We start from the raw sequence: 15325 nt of genomic DNA on the forward strand, positions 1-15325 counted from the left end.
AATTTCAAAATGAATAAGCCTGCCTCTAAAATCTACCGTACAACCAATTGGTCATCCTATAACCGAGCCTTAATTAACCGAGGTAATATTTCCATTTGGTTTGATCCAAAGACTCAGTGGTATGCACAATCACAAGGCAAGCAAGGTCGAAATCAAACCTACTCCGATACAGCGATTCAATGCTGCTTAATGATCAAATTACTATTCCGACTCTCTTTACGTATGGTCACAGGTTTTGTTCAAAGTCTGATTAAACTCTCTGGATTAGATTGGACAGCTCCGGATTATTCCACCCTTTGTCGTAGACAAAAGCATATTGATATTGCGATTAGCTATCAAAAAAGTAGTGATGGACTGCATCTACTCGTAGACTCTACTGGTTTGAAGTTTCTTGGTGAAGGTGAATGGAAACGCAAGAAACATGGGGCTGAATATCGTCGCCAATGGCGTAAGCTTCACATTGCTATAGATGCTAAAACCCTGCAAATACGTGCAGTACAACTCACCACAAATAATGTCAGTGATTCTCAAGTACTCGAAGATTTACTTGCTCAAATTCCCTTGGATGAACCAATTGATTCTGTTTATACAGATGGTGCTTATGACACAAAGCACTGCCGACAAGTCATTTTAGATCGAGATGCACATGCGATCATTCCACCTAGAAAGAATGCAAAGCCTTGGAAGGATCAGCAAGCGAGGTCTATAGAGCGGAACGAATTATTAAAGACAGTCAAACGGCTAGGCAGATCGCTTTGGAAAAAGTGGTCTGGTTATCACCGTCGAAGTTTGGTTGAAACCAAGATGCATTGCATCAAATTATTAGGCGATAAATTAACAGCGCGGAGTTTTCCAAGTCAGGTAAATGAGATCCACGCACGCGTAGCGGTTTTGAATAAATTCACAGAATTAGGTCGCCCGCATACCCAAGTTGTCTCTTAAATTTGGATTACTTAGAGGAGTTCAGCCTTTCAAACCTTTATGCAACAAAGCCACCTTAGACTAAAATCAGTTCCCATTTGTATAGCAGTATCTGTATATCCAGACTGATATAATGCATTGATCGATTGTGACCAGCTCCCCAAATCATGAGATTGCGGATTTGAAAATGTCCTTTCAAAATAAAAATTTCTCAGATCAATTTTAAATTTATCATCTTGAAAAAATTCTGCATGTGTATGTGTTGATATTAAAATTGACATCATGATACCGAGTGGTATTTGCTTGAGTATCCCTGACCCTTTCATAAATATTCCTTGTTAAGTTATTTCCAGCATCTCTTTTACTTGGTAAGGAGAGATGTATGTTTGCTTATTGATTGACATCAAATATCCAGAACCAGAAATTTTGATTTTGATCGTGAACAGCACACCAAAATCTGTTCATTACTTTCTTTTTCTTCATCCGTTAAATACACATCACGATGATCAGGTTCACCTTCTAATACATCACACAAACATGTACCACACACACCTTGTTCACATGATTTCTCAATCTTTATGCCTTCTCTCGCTAATGCATCGATCAAACTTTCATCCGCTGCAACCGTAATAATTTTATTACTGCGCTGCGCAACGACTTCAAAGCTATCGCCTGTGACATCTGTTTCAACTTTAAAATATTCTCTGTGAATCTGCTGATCAGCAAAGTGATTCACTTTAGCTAAATCAATGACCCAATCCATAAAGCCATTCGGACCGCACGTATATATATGTGCTTCAGAGTTGAGCTGTTTAAAATGGTCTGTGAGGTGGTCACGATGACTTGAACCTTCTGCTTTAAAGTGGAAGGTTGTAAATGGTGCAAGTGGTCCCTGTTCTATTTCTTCGACGAAAGCACAGCGATCGCGACTACTGCCACAATAATGCAATTCAAAGGATTTGCCCTGAGCCAGTAGCTCATATGCCATGGTAATGAGTGGTGTAATGCCAATACCGCCACCGATCAACACTGAGTGGGAAGCATCAACCAAAGGGAATAAGTTTCTTGGTGCACTCACCTGCAACTGCATACCCGGTGTAAGTTGCTCAAATGCACATGTTGAACCACCACGTGACTGAGGATCTTTCAAAATACCGAGGCGAAAAATGCCGACTTGTTTAGGATCTTGGCAAAGTGAATATTGGCGTATTAGACCATTCGGCAAATGCACATCAATATGTGCCCCTGCTTCGATTTCAGGGAGTGTATTTTCATTCGCAGATGCCAATTCCAGTACTGCGATTGTGCCGCCTTGTATATAACGATCTTTTACGACCACATCATGTAAACACATCATTTTTTCTCATTCGATCCTTTTAAACAAATAGGGATTAGCAAAAAGCTAATCCCTATTTCCTCTTACAAAATATAGCTAATACCCGCCAGGGTATCGGTTGAATTAATGAGGTTAATCACCTTGCGACGAATCTTGAAGCCATTTTCTTCATCACGTACCAAGTGGTAAATCACATCTGCTGTGTAATGGCGCAAGTTTTCTTTACGGAATTCTCGCAAGTTTTGTGAACAGCGTAAGACAATCTCACCATCTTGTTCTTGAAGAATGCGTACACGCGATAAACTACGCACTGTATTCGCTTTTGGAGATGTCGAAATCGCTTCACCATTTTCTAAACGTTCAACACGTAGTTGACGCATATGATGATTGTCATATGCATAGTTCAGATGATTTTCATAATCGGTTAAGGCTGGGTCGATTGGAATAATATACTGACCTTGCTCTTCCCATAATGCTAACCAAGTTTGGTAATCCGAATGGTCAAGCATATCCGCTTCTGCCCAGATAAATGCGGTTACTTCATTTACTAAATTTACGTCGATTTTCATTGCATTCCCCTTAAGCCGTCATAATCTTTTTCCACTGCTGATAAGCAGCGCGCATACCTGTTTCAGCACTTACATCACTTTTCAGACCATCTTCGGTTTTAACTTCACCGGGTAATCCGCGATGTAGCATGATCCAAAGATCATTGCCTGCATTGGAGCCTTTTTGTACACGTTCCCAAGCCTCGGCATCATCTGGCGTACCAAAGCCAAACGGTCCTTGGAAGTGTTCGTGTAGACGTAAGCGATATTGGTTGGCAATTTGAGGTCCACCATCCATCGTAATAACAGAGTGATGAATTTCAGTTTTATCGACTGCTAAAGGCTGCATAACACGGAAAAATGCCATTGAACATGCGATGTTCGGGAAGATGTTCAGGTTAAAGCCCGTACCACCTACAGCTCGGCAGATACGTCGTACTTCAAGTTCTTCATGCCCTTCATCACGAAGTGCTTGTGCCAGCTCTTCGAAACGCTCTTGAATTGGACGTTCCATTAGTTCTTCTTCGAGATCGATCAGTTCAGGAATCATGACCATGACACTGTGACCATTTCCAAGATCTTCAACATAACCAGGCTGATTTTCGAAGTTGAAAAGTTCTTCAGTTTTTTCGTCAACAGAGCTCAGGAATGATTTGTGTACCAATGGGAAATGGTAAGCATCCGTTGTATTTTCTAACTGAATCTTCCAGTTGCCAGGGAATGTAAAGCGATGTTCGCCCAAGACTTTGACTGGGTAGCCTGCACCCTGTTTCATGAACAGATCAATCCACTTTTTAGCAGGACCAAGGAAATCTACAAGCGGCTCAATGTCTTGTTTAAATGTAGCGAAGATCATGCCGTTATATTCTTCGACACGTAAACTCACCATAGGGAGTTCAGATTTGTCTAAGCATTCGCCATAACTTTCCGGAGATGGTACGCCACGTAATGTGCCATCTAATGCATAGCTCCAACCATGATAAGGACAAACGAAACTATTGGTTTTGCCTTTTTTATGTTCACATACTGTCGCAGCACGGTGACGGCAACGGTTTAAAAGTACATGAACTTTTTTCTTACGGTCACGTACTACGACAACAGGCTGTAAACCTACATTAATCGTTTTATAGCTTCCTGCTTCAGGAAGTTCACTTGCATGTGCAACCCATACCCAAGTGTTGTAAAAGATTTTTTCCATTTCTTCTTCAAAAATGGCTGGATCTTTATACAGCGAAGTATGTACACGGTCACTTTGAACCAGTTCGTTGTAATCAATTTCGATATTTTTAATTTGGATTGCATTATCCATAATTTGCCCTCATTACTATCTTTAAAAGATCATGTTTCTTACTAATAAATTACCTGTTTATAACCTATATTAATTAATCAACTAAGACTATTTTCTAGTTGAAGATTTAATATTAAATTCAATTAATTAGAGTATTAAATTGAATTTATAATCGAAATAACTCATTCATTTTTAAAGCCTTGAATTTAAACGACTCCCCATAGTCTTAAAGTTCTTGTATCCAGTCTTACAAACCACCTAGATTACGAGAATAGAAAGTAAGTTCTAAGTTGCCTAAATTCTGAATAAGACTTGTGGAGACATAGTTACTTGTCTATTACCATCTGCTTCTTAAACTGATGTGATTTATTTGGATCAAAGATTTTTGCTATTAGGCATAATTTTTCATCTTTGTTATGCCCTGAAACTAGTTGCAAACCAACCGGTGTGCCTAACTCCGTTTCTAGAGGCAGGGTAATCGCCGGATGACCAGAAACGTTAAATGGTCGTACTAATGCAGTTAAATTTAATAGCTTAAGCGGATCATTTATTTCACTTAGTAGTGGCGGCGCTGTAGGCAATGTAGGTAGTAACAAAGCATCGTATTTCTTCAGCAATAGATCTAGTTCAGCTTTAAATAAATGCTGCACATCTTGTGCTTTTTCATATTGTTCAATGGTAATTTGAGATGCTGCTAATAATCTTTTTCGAATGTCTGTACCCAATTTACCTGTGGTTAGCAAATGTGAAAATGAATGCCAATTTTCATAGCTGATTAAAGTCATACCTGCCTCATATGCAGCATTAAAATGACTCAGCTCCATCTCTTCAAAGTGAATGTCATTGATCTGAGAAACATGTCTATTAATGCACTCCCAAACCAGGTCATCCGCATCGACACGTAAAATACCAACTCTAGGTATATGCACTTGATTATGCTGAACCTTAGAAAGGTCAAAGGTTGGGTCAATAATTTGCATAGCTTGAATAAGCATATTCATAGCAAAAGGCCCAACACAATCTAAGCTAGAATATTGCGGTAATACGCCTTTGCGGCTTATTCGTCCATATGTTGGTTTAAGACCATAAACCCCACAACAAGCCGCTGGTAATCGAATAGATCCGCCAGTATCTGTTCCTATTGAAAAGTCACAAATTTTCTCTGCAACAGCTGTGGCAGATCCACTAGAAGAACCTCCAGGAATTAAATGGAGATATTTAGGATTTATCGGACTACCTGTATACTCATTTAAACCTGTAATACCAAATGCCAGTTCATGTAAATTAGCTTTACCTATAATTTCACAGTCATGTTCTAAAATATTTTCTACTACATCAGCGTGCTTTATTGCTGCAGATACATTTGCTAAAGTCGGACTAGCAGCACATGTAGGATATTTCTGAATATCAATTGTGTCTTTAATGACGACTTTTATTTCTCCAATCCCTAAATGAAGATTTTGAACCAAAGATGTCATATTTTCTCAACCTATGATGTACGATTTCAGATCACTACAGACCTAAACTTGACTTTCTATAAGTTATATACATGCCCTTCGATTATCACAAATTAGTGATGCTTATATATGTCCAAATACTATTAGCGATATAAATTTAATACTGATCAAATTAAGGAATATTGAAATACCCAAGAAAACTAGGAATCATACTTTTAGATTAGTTTTACTGGACTGCTTACAAATCCTGTAAATCACGAGTGGATGTAGTACAACAAGCTCTGAAAACACTTTTAAAGAAAAGACGAAATTCGCCTTGGAGACTAGGAGTAGTCCATATCTGATTATCAGGTATTTACCAAAGTGTTTGTTATTCAATCATTAATACTTCCTTCTAACTGCACATTTACTTCACTAAATTTCATTTAATAAACTAAAGATTACTACTGTAATCTTTAGTTCCGTAAGTATCCGCTAGCGAATCCATTTAAATAGAAGCTAGTACAATTAAACAATTAACAAATCTTTTTCGATATCACTTTTCCCACGCATTTCAGATTCGTCATCTAGCCATTCTTTATGTTCAACATCATTAACTAAACTACTCATACCATGTGTAGCTGTAATCCCCATAGAATTTAATTTTGCTTGTAATGATTGAATCATGTTAAATCTTTCAATTTCCCAGCTTGATGCAAAGCATCTCCAGAATGTCCATCCTGCACGTTCTAAAGCACGTTGACGAATCATGTCATCATGCCATTGTTCTGGCCCATGATAGCTATCACCATCACATTCAACAGCCAAACGCTGATCACCATCTGACTCAACGACTAAATCGATTCGATAGCTACCAACCTTAACCTGTGGAGTAACTGTGTAACCCATTTCATGGAGTGTCGTAAATACAGATTTTTCAAACTCCGATTCACACAAGTCTAATTTTGCTTCAAATGATGCTTTTTGATCTTCTTGCAAATCATAAAAATGATTGAGTAAATTCAGCCTTAGATCTTTTGGAGATATATGATCACGATTCACGGAGTGGACAAGATACATCCTTTCACGAGCACGACTTGCAGCCACGTTAAATCTCTGTTCATGATCAGATCGACTCAAAGCATGACAATTCTCAGGATCTGCTACCATAGATAAGAAAATAATATCTCTTTCTGCACCCTGAAATGCTGAAGCATCTCCACAAGCAAATTGAACCTTAGTAAGAGTTCCTGCGCCAAACTCATTCAAAGCTTCTGATTGAATGAACTCAGCCTGTGCTGGACCTAGCAACGAGATCACGCCAATTGATCTATTCGTATATCGTTCATCTTTAATAAGTAGCTTCATTTCCTCAATAATTGCTTTCGCTTCTATTCGATTAATATGTTTGCTGTTTTTAGATTCTCTATACCCCTGCGGGGTATAAATTGCGACTAAAGCTGGGCTTAACTGCTCAGACTTCTTCGATAGTCGCATTGGCTTAATACGGTTACCATAAAAGTTTTTATTACTATAACTAATGATTGCAGGATGACAGCGGAAATGCTCTAGAAGCATCACGCTTGACTCATAGATAGAAGAAGCCATGTCGTATAAAGACATATCTGGTGTTAAATATGCAGCATGTGGCTGACCATGTAGATAACGATTCCTTAATACATCAATTTGAGCACTTGCTAGGCCGACATTACTCGGAGAAACCTGCTTATTATCCCCCACAACTAATAACTTTTTAGCACGCATTAAAACGGGTAATACGTCAATTGATGATTGTGATGCCTCATCCACAATCACTAAGTCAAAGAGCCCTAATTCAGCAGGCATAGATTCAGATACCTGAAGATGTGACATGACCCAGCAAGGAATAGCTGCTGTTGCCTCTTTAAGGGCTACTTGAGCATCTTTTCTATAACGTGGAGCATTCTTACCTGTCCCTTTTCCATAGTGTTGTACAGCAATTTTATAACGCTGTAATGCAACTAAAATTTTGTCTGAGGCATTTTCCTTTAATGCCAGCCATGTCTTATTTGCTGCCAATTGAGCGTAATTTTGAGATAGATTCTTCTCGTGAATACGACGGCGCTCATACAAATTTTCAATTTGACCTGTATTACTGATGGCCATTACAAAAATCTCAAGACGTTTCCACTCCCAAGCCTCTAGCAGTGTATTACGTAATACAGGATCCTCAATTTCTTCAGCGTACGGAATTTCAAGAATGTCTTTACTAACAATCAAAGCATTTGTTTTACTCAATCTAATACTGGCGGATTTAACTCTTTCAAAATCTTCAGTTAGATCTTTTAAATGTGATAATTTTTTTAATAGATCAGCATACTCTCCAAGTTCACTTTCATATAATGAATTGGAATCAATCTGAGATACAATTTTTTGTAACTGATTTGATATCTTATTACCAAACTCTGATAAATAAAGGATTTGATCAGCCAGTTGTTGTTGATAGACTTCTAAATTAAATATTTTTAATTTCTGCCCTAACAATTGAATCAAGTCATCAATATTTTTAGGTAATCCGTAGAAATCAAAAGATTTAGCTCTCTTAAAAACTTTTAGATAATTCGCATTAAATAAATCCAAATATTTATTTTTTAAATCTAGGCATTTTTGGGTTCTACTGATGAGCTGGGTGAACTCTTTTAATATTTCATCGATATTACGATTATTTAACTCAATTAAAGGAATGTCTAATTGTGCGGCAATACTATTCCATTTGCTCATAAAGACGTTAAGAGTCTGCCTTCTATCAAGATATTCTTTAAGTCTTTTCCATTCATCCGATGTATCAGGATATTTTCCAGAAACTTTAATTGACTTAAAAAGGTCTTGTAACTCAGCAGTACCAAAATGATACCAATTAAATGGCTTACCTGTATCAACAGCACGTTGAACAGCTTGATATTCTTTTGAGTTTGGTTGTATCTCAAAATTCAGCTCTATAGGATCAATTAGTAGCGTTTTCCTGTATTCCAATAAAGGCTGAACTTCTTGAATAAGGTTACTATAGATATCAAGTTCCATAGCCTTATCTTCTGAATTTATCTTTTTGAAATAGCTCAATAACCATGGTTCTGCATGATCAAGAACAAGGTTTAGATCTTCTAGAGGCTTTGTTGCATAAAGGTTTGAAAGGCTGAGTTCCCTTAAGCTACTCAAATTTAAGAGACAACTTGGGTATGAGGGCGACCTAATTCTGTGAATTTATTCAAGACTGCTATGCGTGCATGGATCTCATTCACCTGACTTGGAAAACTCCGCGCTGTTAATTTATCGCCTAATAATTTGATGCAATGCATCTTGGTTTCAACCAAACTTCGACGGTGATAACCAGACCACTTTTTCCAAAGCGATCTGCCTAGCCGTTTGACTGTCTTTAATAATTCGTTCCGCTCTATAGACCTCGCTTGCTGATCCTTCCAAGGCTTTGCATTCTTTCTAGGTGGAATGATCGCATGTGCATCTCGATCTAAAATGACTTGTCGGCAGTGCTTTGTGTCATAAGCACCATCTGTATAAACAGAATCAATTGGTTCATCCAAGGGAATTTGAGCAAGTAAATCTTCGAGTACTTGAGAATCACTGACATTATTTGTGGTGAGTTGTACTGCACGTATTTGCAGGGTTTTAGCATCTATAGCAATGTGAAGCTTACGCCATTGGCGACGATATTCAGCCCCATGTTTCTTGCGTTTCCATTCACCTTCACCAAGAAACTTCAAACCAGTAGAGTCTACGAGTAGATGCAGTCCATCACTACTTTTTTGATAGCTAATCGCAATATCAATATGCTTTTGTCTACGACAAAGGGTGGAATAATCCGGAGCTGTCCAATCTAATCCAGAGAGTTTAATCAGACTTTGAACAAAACCTGTGACCATACGTAAAGAGAGTCGGAATAGTAATTTGATCATTAAGCAGCATTGAATCGCTGTATCGGAGTAGGTTTGATTTCGACCTTGCTTGCCTTGTGATTGTGCATACCACTGAGTCTTTGGATCAAACCAAATGGAAATATTACCTCGGTTAATTAAGGCTCGGTTATAGGATGACCAATTGGTTGTACGGTAGATTTTAGAGGCAGGCTTATTCATTTTGAAATTATATTGCTGAATAAGCTTTTGATGCTAGGTTTGTGCAACAAAGCCTTAACAAACTAATAGCTGTGAGATAAATTTGTTTAATTTGGTATGGTTTATCGAGATAGACTAAATTCGCATATTTCTCATTTTCTACTGGATAATTATATAAGTAACCCGTTTTTGATGAACCTTTACGATATAGGGATACAAGTCCACTCAACAATTCTGATGGTTTTAACTGATCATTTGAAAAATATGCTCTGAGTGACCTTAGAATCGCCATTAAGTCCTCTTTATAACTACACCCACAATCAATAACTAGTGCTATTAAAAATTGTCGAAGAAGTAATTCCTTTTGCTCATCCGTAAAATCAGCATTAAAAACATCAGTTTTAAGCCTTTTCGGTAATTCAGTCTCCCAAAAGAAATGCAACTTGAGCTTAAACTCATGTAACCTTTGCCCTCTAAGCAACTTAATTTGCGTTGATTCAATATCTTTAATATTTGGAGCTGAATATGCTCTTTGAATAAGCTTAATTTCATATTGATCCTTTAACCACGGTATTTGTGACTCTATTTCTTGCTTTTTTTTCACACATAATTCAGACCAATATCCCCTTAATTCTTCCAAATCTTTTTTTGAGATTTTCCTATTGCGAAAGTATTTCTCTACTTTAGCTCGATTCGAATACATTTCGTTTTGAATAAGATCATCAAGTTTCTTTTTTTCACAAGATTCCGTGATCTCATGGATAAGAAATTCTGAGATTTTTTCAAATAAAACATTCGTCGAAGACTCTAGCTTAGTTCGAATTTTTTGTAACTCTTCATCTTTCATGATTGGCTCACCACTGATTTTAATCCCAGTCTTTTAAACAGCTGATTTACTGCATCTTGAATTTCAATCATGTAGGTGTAGGGCTGTAAAGATGAATATTTTGAAAATCCGATCTCATTTTGTTGATCGTGCGCATACCAACTCTTAAAAATCGCATCAGGCAATTCCAGAAAATTCCTTACAAAATGGCGCGTCCAATTGGGATATAACTCATCAATTTCAGGAAAGTTTTCTGATAAATAAGATGCTATATGCTTTTGTGTAAGTGGCTCCAATGTGAAGCTCATGAATTCTGAACCTTTCTTCCAATAAGAAAGGTAATAGATATGATCTGCTGTATTAGCTAGCTCTAAGGCATTAATGTTTTTGATAAATTCATCATAATGCTGTAACTCATTAACAACGAATTCGATCAGAGGTGAATAACGACCATGTGGACGAGATCTACTGCTCTTATCATGGATATATGCAATATTAGTAATAAAATCAAAATTTTCTCTGATACTAGATGCACCTATAGCAGGACGTGCACCTGAAGACAATAGACAACAAAACCAAATCCAAACACTGAAAGCATTAAATTTTTCAGCAATGTCTTGTTCTTCTTTTAAAACTTGGACAACTTTCAAGTTTAATGTATTTAAGAATTTTTTCGCTTTATCAAATGACCATACACGCTGACTTCCTACGCGGGCTTGCTCTTCTACTTGAATAAATTGCGGACGATCTAAAACATTTACCTCGTTTTTATTTTGAAACCATAGATATATATACTTCTCATATACCTCATTTAACTGTTTATAAGAAAATCCCCCATACGCTAGATCAGGTTGATGTGAAACCTGTCTACCGATTAAGAAATTTTTCGTAAGATCATCTTTACATATACGGTTCAAATGAAAGGAAAGTTGTAAAGCAATTGAAGTAACTGATATCGGGCCTATACGACGATGATAAAACCATTCTGATAAAGATTTTTCGAAATCTGTATTCGTTAGATTGGAAAGGTTAGCCTCTCTAATTCTATCAATCCACATAGCAGGAATTTGAAATGCCCAAGTTGTATGCTCGTTATATTTATTGTCTTTTTTAGCAATTTGACCTTTCAAATTTTTATTTAAATTTGCATCAACGATCCACAAATAATAGGCACGATTGGAGCTACGTTTTAATTGCTTAGTTTTTAGCAATTGGTCGATATCTTGAAATATAACGGCACTCTGCCCGGTAAAGATTGACATCAAGCAACAAGCTGCTTTTGCAGATTCCATGATATCTTTGTTTTCATGAAGTTGGTCAAGTAAAATCTGGTTTACAATTTTTAATAAGGGTATGTCCAAATAGTAAATATTACTCACCGTTGGTTGCTGAGTTGTAAGCGTCCGCTGAATCCCATACCAATTTTTAATTCGATTTAGGTTTCCAGCAGTGTGGCAGTAACTCTTCAATCTGGGTCACTTTATGTGTCGGCAGCCTTTTCAGCACATCACTTAAATAGGCATACGGATCCAAGCCATTCAGCTTTGCTGACTGGATTAAAGTCATGATATTCGCCGCTCGCTGGCCGCTGCGCAGCGAGCCAGCAAACAGCCAGTTCTTGCGCCCTAAGGCCCAAGGTCGCATTTGATTCTCTACCCAATTATTGCAAATCGGTAGATTGCCATCATCCAAATAGCGGCTTAAAGCTGGCCAACGCTTCAGAGTGTAATTGATGGCCTTGGCGGTGGGAGAACTCGATGGCACCGTCAGATGATGTTGGTTGAGCCATTCATATAGTTGTTGCATCACTGGTTGACTATGCTGTTGTCGGTATTCGCGGCGGTCTTCCGCTGTACCATCGGTCTTTTTCCTGAGCTCTGCTTCTATCGCATACAGTTTCTGAATCAGCACTAATGCCTGTTCAGCGACCTGACTTTTCCCAGTTACATGCAGTTCATGGAATTTACGACGTGCATGGGCCATGCAGCCCACCTCAATGACCTGGCCTGATTTAAAGCGTGCTTTATAACCACTGTAATCATCACAGACTAGATAACCCTGCCAGCCTTTCAAGAACTCTGCAGCATGCTGGCCTGAACGACTATCCTGAAAGTCATAGATCACCGCCTGAACTGGATTGTACTGTGTAGTGGCATAGGCCCAGACATAACCTTTCTTCGGTTTTTTATCATTCTCACCCATCCGCATGATGGTGACCGGTGTTTCATCTGCATGCAGCACCTGCTGTTGTAGTACCACCTCTTTTAAGGCATTGGCCAGAGGCTCCAGTTCTACACCGCAGCGACCTATCCAGTCAGATAACGTTGATCTAGAAAGCTCGATTCCCGCCCGCTGATAGATCAGACGCTGACGGTACAGCGGTAAATGATCGGCATACTTCGATACCAGCACATGGCTGAGCAGTTCAGGTGAAGCAATGCCTTTATCAATCACATAGGCAGGCATCGCTTGCTGAGTCAGGGTGTCACACTGATCACAGACCCATTTGCCACGGACATGCTGTTCCTTGTAGAACTGTGCCGGTCTGAAATGCAGTTTTTCACTGATATCTTCGCCGATACGACGTAACTGGCAGCCACAACTGCATTGGGTTGATGCAGGTTCATGCTCAATACGGATGGTGTGTAGATGATCGGGCAGCAGTCGACGTTTAGGTTTATTTGCTTTGGCTTTGTGTGTCGCTGCATCGGTTTTATCTGCATTCAGCCGTTCCAGTTCCAGATCAACGGCTGCAATATCTTCTTCGACCGCTTCATCCCAAAGATGGATTTGTTTTGCAGTGAGATGTTCGTTTTTACTGCCGAATTTGTGCTGTTTAAATAGTGCGAGTTCATGCTCGTATTTTTGATTGAGAATAGAAAGATGTTGAACTTTAGAATCTAATTGCTGATTGGTGACTTCAAGATGTTGAACTCTGGCATCTAATTGCTGGTTTGATTGTGCTAGAGACTGATGCTGCAGCGCCAACTGCCTGGTGAATTCCAGCAGTTGTTCATGGGTCAGTTGGCTTAAGTCAGGCAGCGTATTCATGACCGCAGTATGCCTGAGGTCATGAGAAGAATGAAATAGAACGTTTGGAGAATAGCAGAATGGAACAGCCTGGTTTAAAGCATCGTCACCACCTGCTGTCGTCCAATGCGCTGCCAGGGCAAACCTTGGATCAGTGCCTGTAACTGTTCCGGGCTGAGGGCCACGCTTTCACCTTGGTGAACTTGAGCCCAGTGAAATTTGCCCTGTTCCAGCCGCCTGGCACACAGCCAGATGCCCAATCCATCATGTACCAGTACTTTCATGCGATGGCCACGTTTATTACAGAACAGGTAAGCACAATGCGGTTTGATGTAGCCAAAGGCTCTCACCACCTGAGCCATGGTCGTATCCATACCTGCACGCATGTCCATGGGCTGAGTAGACAACCAGATTTCATCAATGCGGATCATGTTGCAAGTGCCTTGAGTAATTCTGCCAAGGCAGGTATTTCTGATGTCTGCCATTTTAGCTGAATATCATTATTCGTATGAGGCACGGTGATACACAACGTGATCCTCTCATCAATAGGTTGGCTGATTGCAGCAGTGTAAGGCAAAGCAATAAATGCTGGATTCACATGAGTAGGATCCTGCACGGCACCCTCATGATGGCTGAAGATCCTGATCCAACGACTGACAAGGTTGGCATTAATACTATGTTGCAGTGCGACCGAAGCGATCGAGGTATTAGGATTTTTGCAGGCATTGACAATACTGAGTTTGAATTCTTTGCTGTATGTTCTGCGTTTTTTAGCAACAGGAGGTGTTGCTGAATATATATCCATGTTCATGGATTAAGTCCCCACTTGTTTTTAGGTGGGAACTAAATTAAGGCTTATAGGATCGCTTGGTAAGGCTGTGTTAGCCGGATGCTTACGCTGAGTTCTATCTATATGACGATTCAATCTTTGATTTGAGACAAATGGTGCTAGTCTACGCGTATCTTCATTTAGATTATAATCATACTGCTTAGAAGTCTTATCTTCATCGACTTCATCATCAATGTTATCTTTGTCATCTGAGTAATCAAACTGGCTCTCGGTGACCAAAGGCGGATTATGATATGTCTGCGGATCAACGTCCAAATCGTCTATATTCTCAATCTCATCCGTCTTTTTAATTCTTACATTGTTGTGATAAAAGATATCCTCAACTGCAATTCTGTACTCGTCTAAATACCTTGTTAGAGCTTTGATTATATTTTCTGAAACATTAACATCAAGGCCCTTACAGAATTCTGTGACATCTACATTTTGGGCTTTTGCATACGTATTGAACTCTTTAATGGTCTTAGCTGTATGATCGAACTCAATAAGATGATTAAAATATTGAGAAACTATCGGCAATACTTCGAAAATAAAATCCTTAAAACTTTTTCCCATCATTTTTAAAATTAGATAGAAATTATAGTTTAGCCTTTCAATTTTATTTTGAGAGTTCTCCATATTGGACATCAACACAATTAAAAAATTTACAACATTAAAAATTTTTAAAATATTTTGGTTAATCGAAAGTTGTTTTTCTTTATTTATAACATCCGAATCTTTAACATTTTTATATAAAATGCAGATACTTGATGACCCTAAAATACTTTTATATTGGGTTTTAGCTTTATTTATGTTTAAATATGAATATATACCTTCACATAAAACTTTTAATTCCCTCATAAATTCATCAGTCATATAAGTATTATGAAAATCTTTTAAATCACATGATTCTAATAGAAGCAAACCTTCTCTATATGAAGATAAAATTTCAGCTAAACAAGCACACCTTGATTTAAAAACTTCTAAATCTAATTTATTATTCAT

Annotated in this window: 13 protein-coding genes and 1 pseudogene; 1 reads left to right on the forward strand and 13 read right to left on the reverse strand. The window is 38.4% G+C overall.

Features of this window, described 5'->3' with window-relative positions:
• The first annotated feature begins 9 nt into the window (after window positions 1-9).
• Entirely contained in the window at window positions 10-942 is a 933-nt protein-coding gene (locus E5Y90_RS08885) for an IS5 family transposase (protein WP_130149031.1), read from the forward strand.
• A 29-nt stretch (window positions 943-971) separates the two neighbouring features.
• Here E5Y90_RS08885 and E5Y90_RS08890 read toward each other — a convergent pair whose 3' ends face one another.
• The 13 genes and pseudogenes from E5Y90_RS08890 to E5Y90_RS08950 form a co-directional block, all read right to left on the reverse strand.
• Complete coding sequence (locus E5Y90_RS08890; protein WP_306670474.1) at window positions 972-1247, reverse strand: OprD family outer membrane porin; 276 nt, start codon at window positions 1245-1247, stop codon at window positions 972-974.
• Between the two features lie 77 nt (window positions 1248-1324).
• A complete protein-coding gene (locus E5Y90_RS08895; protein ID WP_174660015.1) occupies window positions 1325-2278 on the reverse strand; it encodes a PDR/VanB family oxidoreductase in 954 nt (317 codons plus the stop codon).
• A 62-nt stretch (window positions 2279-2340) separates the two neighbouring features.
• Window positions 2341-2826: an aromatic-ring-hydroxylating dioxygenase subunit beta gene (locus E5Y90_RS08900; RefSeq protein WP_174660016.1), complete on the reverse strand. Its 486-nt coding sequence runs from the start codon at window positions 2824-2826 to the stop codon at window positions 2341-2343.
• 10 nt (window positions 2827-2836) lie between these two features.
• Window positions 2837-4114, reverse strand: coding sequence for an aromatic ring-hydroxylating oxygenase subunit alpha (locus E5Y90_RS08905; protein WP_163169533.1), 1278 nt, complete (start codon window positions 4112-4114; stop codon window positions 2837-2839).
• 305 nt (window positions 4115-4419) lie between these two features.
• Window positions 4420-5571 carry an amidase gene (locus E5Y90_RS08910; protein ID WP_168396487.1) on the reverse strand — a complete coding sequence of 384 codons (1152 nt, stop codon included), beginning with the start codon at window positions 5569-5571 and terminating at the stop codon, window positions 4420-4422.
• 486 nt (window positions 5572-6057) lie between these two features.
• Window positions 6058-8673: pseudogene (locus E5Y90_RS08915) on the reverse strand (AAA domain-containing protein); the annotation flags it as partial.
• A gap of 53 nt (window positions 8674-8726) precedes the next feature.
• Window positions 8727-9659 carry an IS5 family transposase gene (locus E5Y90_RS08920; RefSeq protein WP_174659137.1) on the reverse strand — a complete coding sequence of 311 codons (933 nt, stop codon included), beginning with the start codon at window positions 9657-9659 and terminating at the stop codon, window positions 8727-8729.
• Window positions 9660-9666: 7 nt separating this feature from the next.
• Window positions 9667-10485 (reverse strand): hypothetical protein, encoded by an 819-nt coding sequence (locus E5Y90_RS08925; protein WP_174660017.1) that lies wholly within the window; start codon window positions 10483-10485, stop codon window positions 9667-9669.
• A complete protein-coding gene (locus tag E5Y90_RS08930) occupies window positions 10482-11843 on the reverse strand; it encodes a hypothetical protein (RefSeq protein ID WP_174660018.1) in 1362 nt (453 codons plus the stop codon). The genes E5Y90_RS08925 and E5Y90_RS08930 overlap by 4 nt, the downstream gene beginning before the upstream one ends.
• A 46-nt stretch (window positions 11844-11889) precedes the next feature.
• A complete protein-coding gene (gene tnpC, locus E5Y90_RS08935) occupies window positions 11890-13515 on the reverse strand; it encodes an IS66 family transposase (RefSeq protein WP_160255506.1) in 1626 nt (541 codons plus the stop codon).
• Window positions 13516-13589: 74 nt separating this feature from the next.
• Window positions 13590-13925, reverse strand: a complete 336-nt coding sequence (tnpB, locus tag E5Y90_RS08940) for an IS66 family insertion sequence element accessory protein TnpB (protein WP_004733288.1) — start codon at window positions 13923-13925, stop codon at window positions 13590-13592.
• Window positions 13922-14305 carry a transposase gene (locus tag E5Y90_RS08945; RefSeq protein WP_001055589.1) on the reverse strand — a complete coding sequence of 128 codons (384 nt, stop codon included), beginning with the start codon at window positions 14303-14305 and terminating at the stop codon, window positions 13922-13924. Before E5Y90_RS08945 ends, tnpB begins: the two co-directional genes overlap by 4 nt.
• A 21-nt stretch (window positions 14306-14326) precedes the next feature.
• A complete protein-coding gene (locus tag E5Y90_RS08950; protein WP_174660019.1) occupies window positions 14327-15325 on the reverse strand; it encodes a hypothetical protein in 999 nt (332 codons plus the stop codon).

This window comes from Acinetobacter sp. 10FS3-1 (assembly GCF_013343215.1).
Taxonomy (GTDB): Bacteria; Pseudomonadota; Gammaproteobacteria; order Pseudomonadales; family Moraxellaceae; genus Acinetobacter; species Acinetobacter lwoffii_C.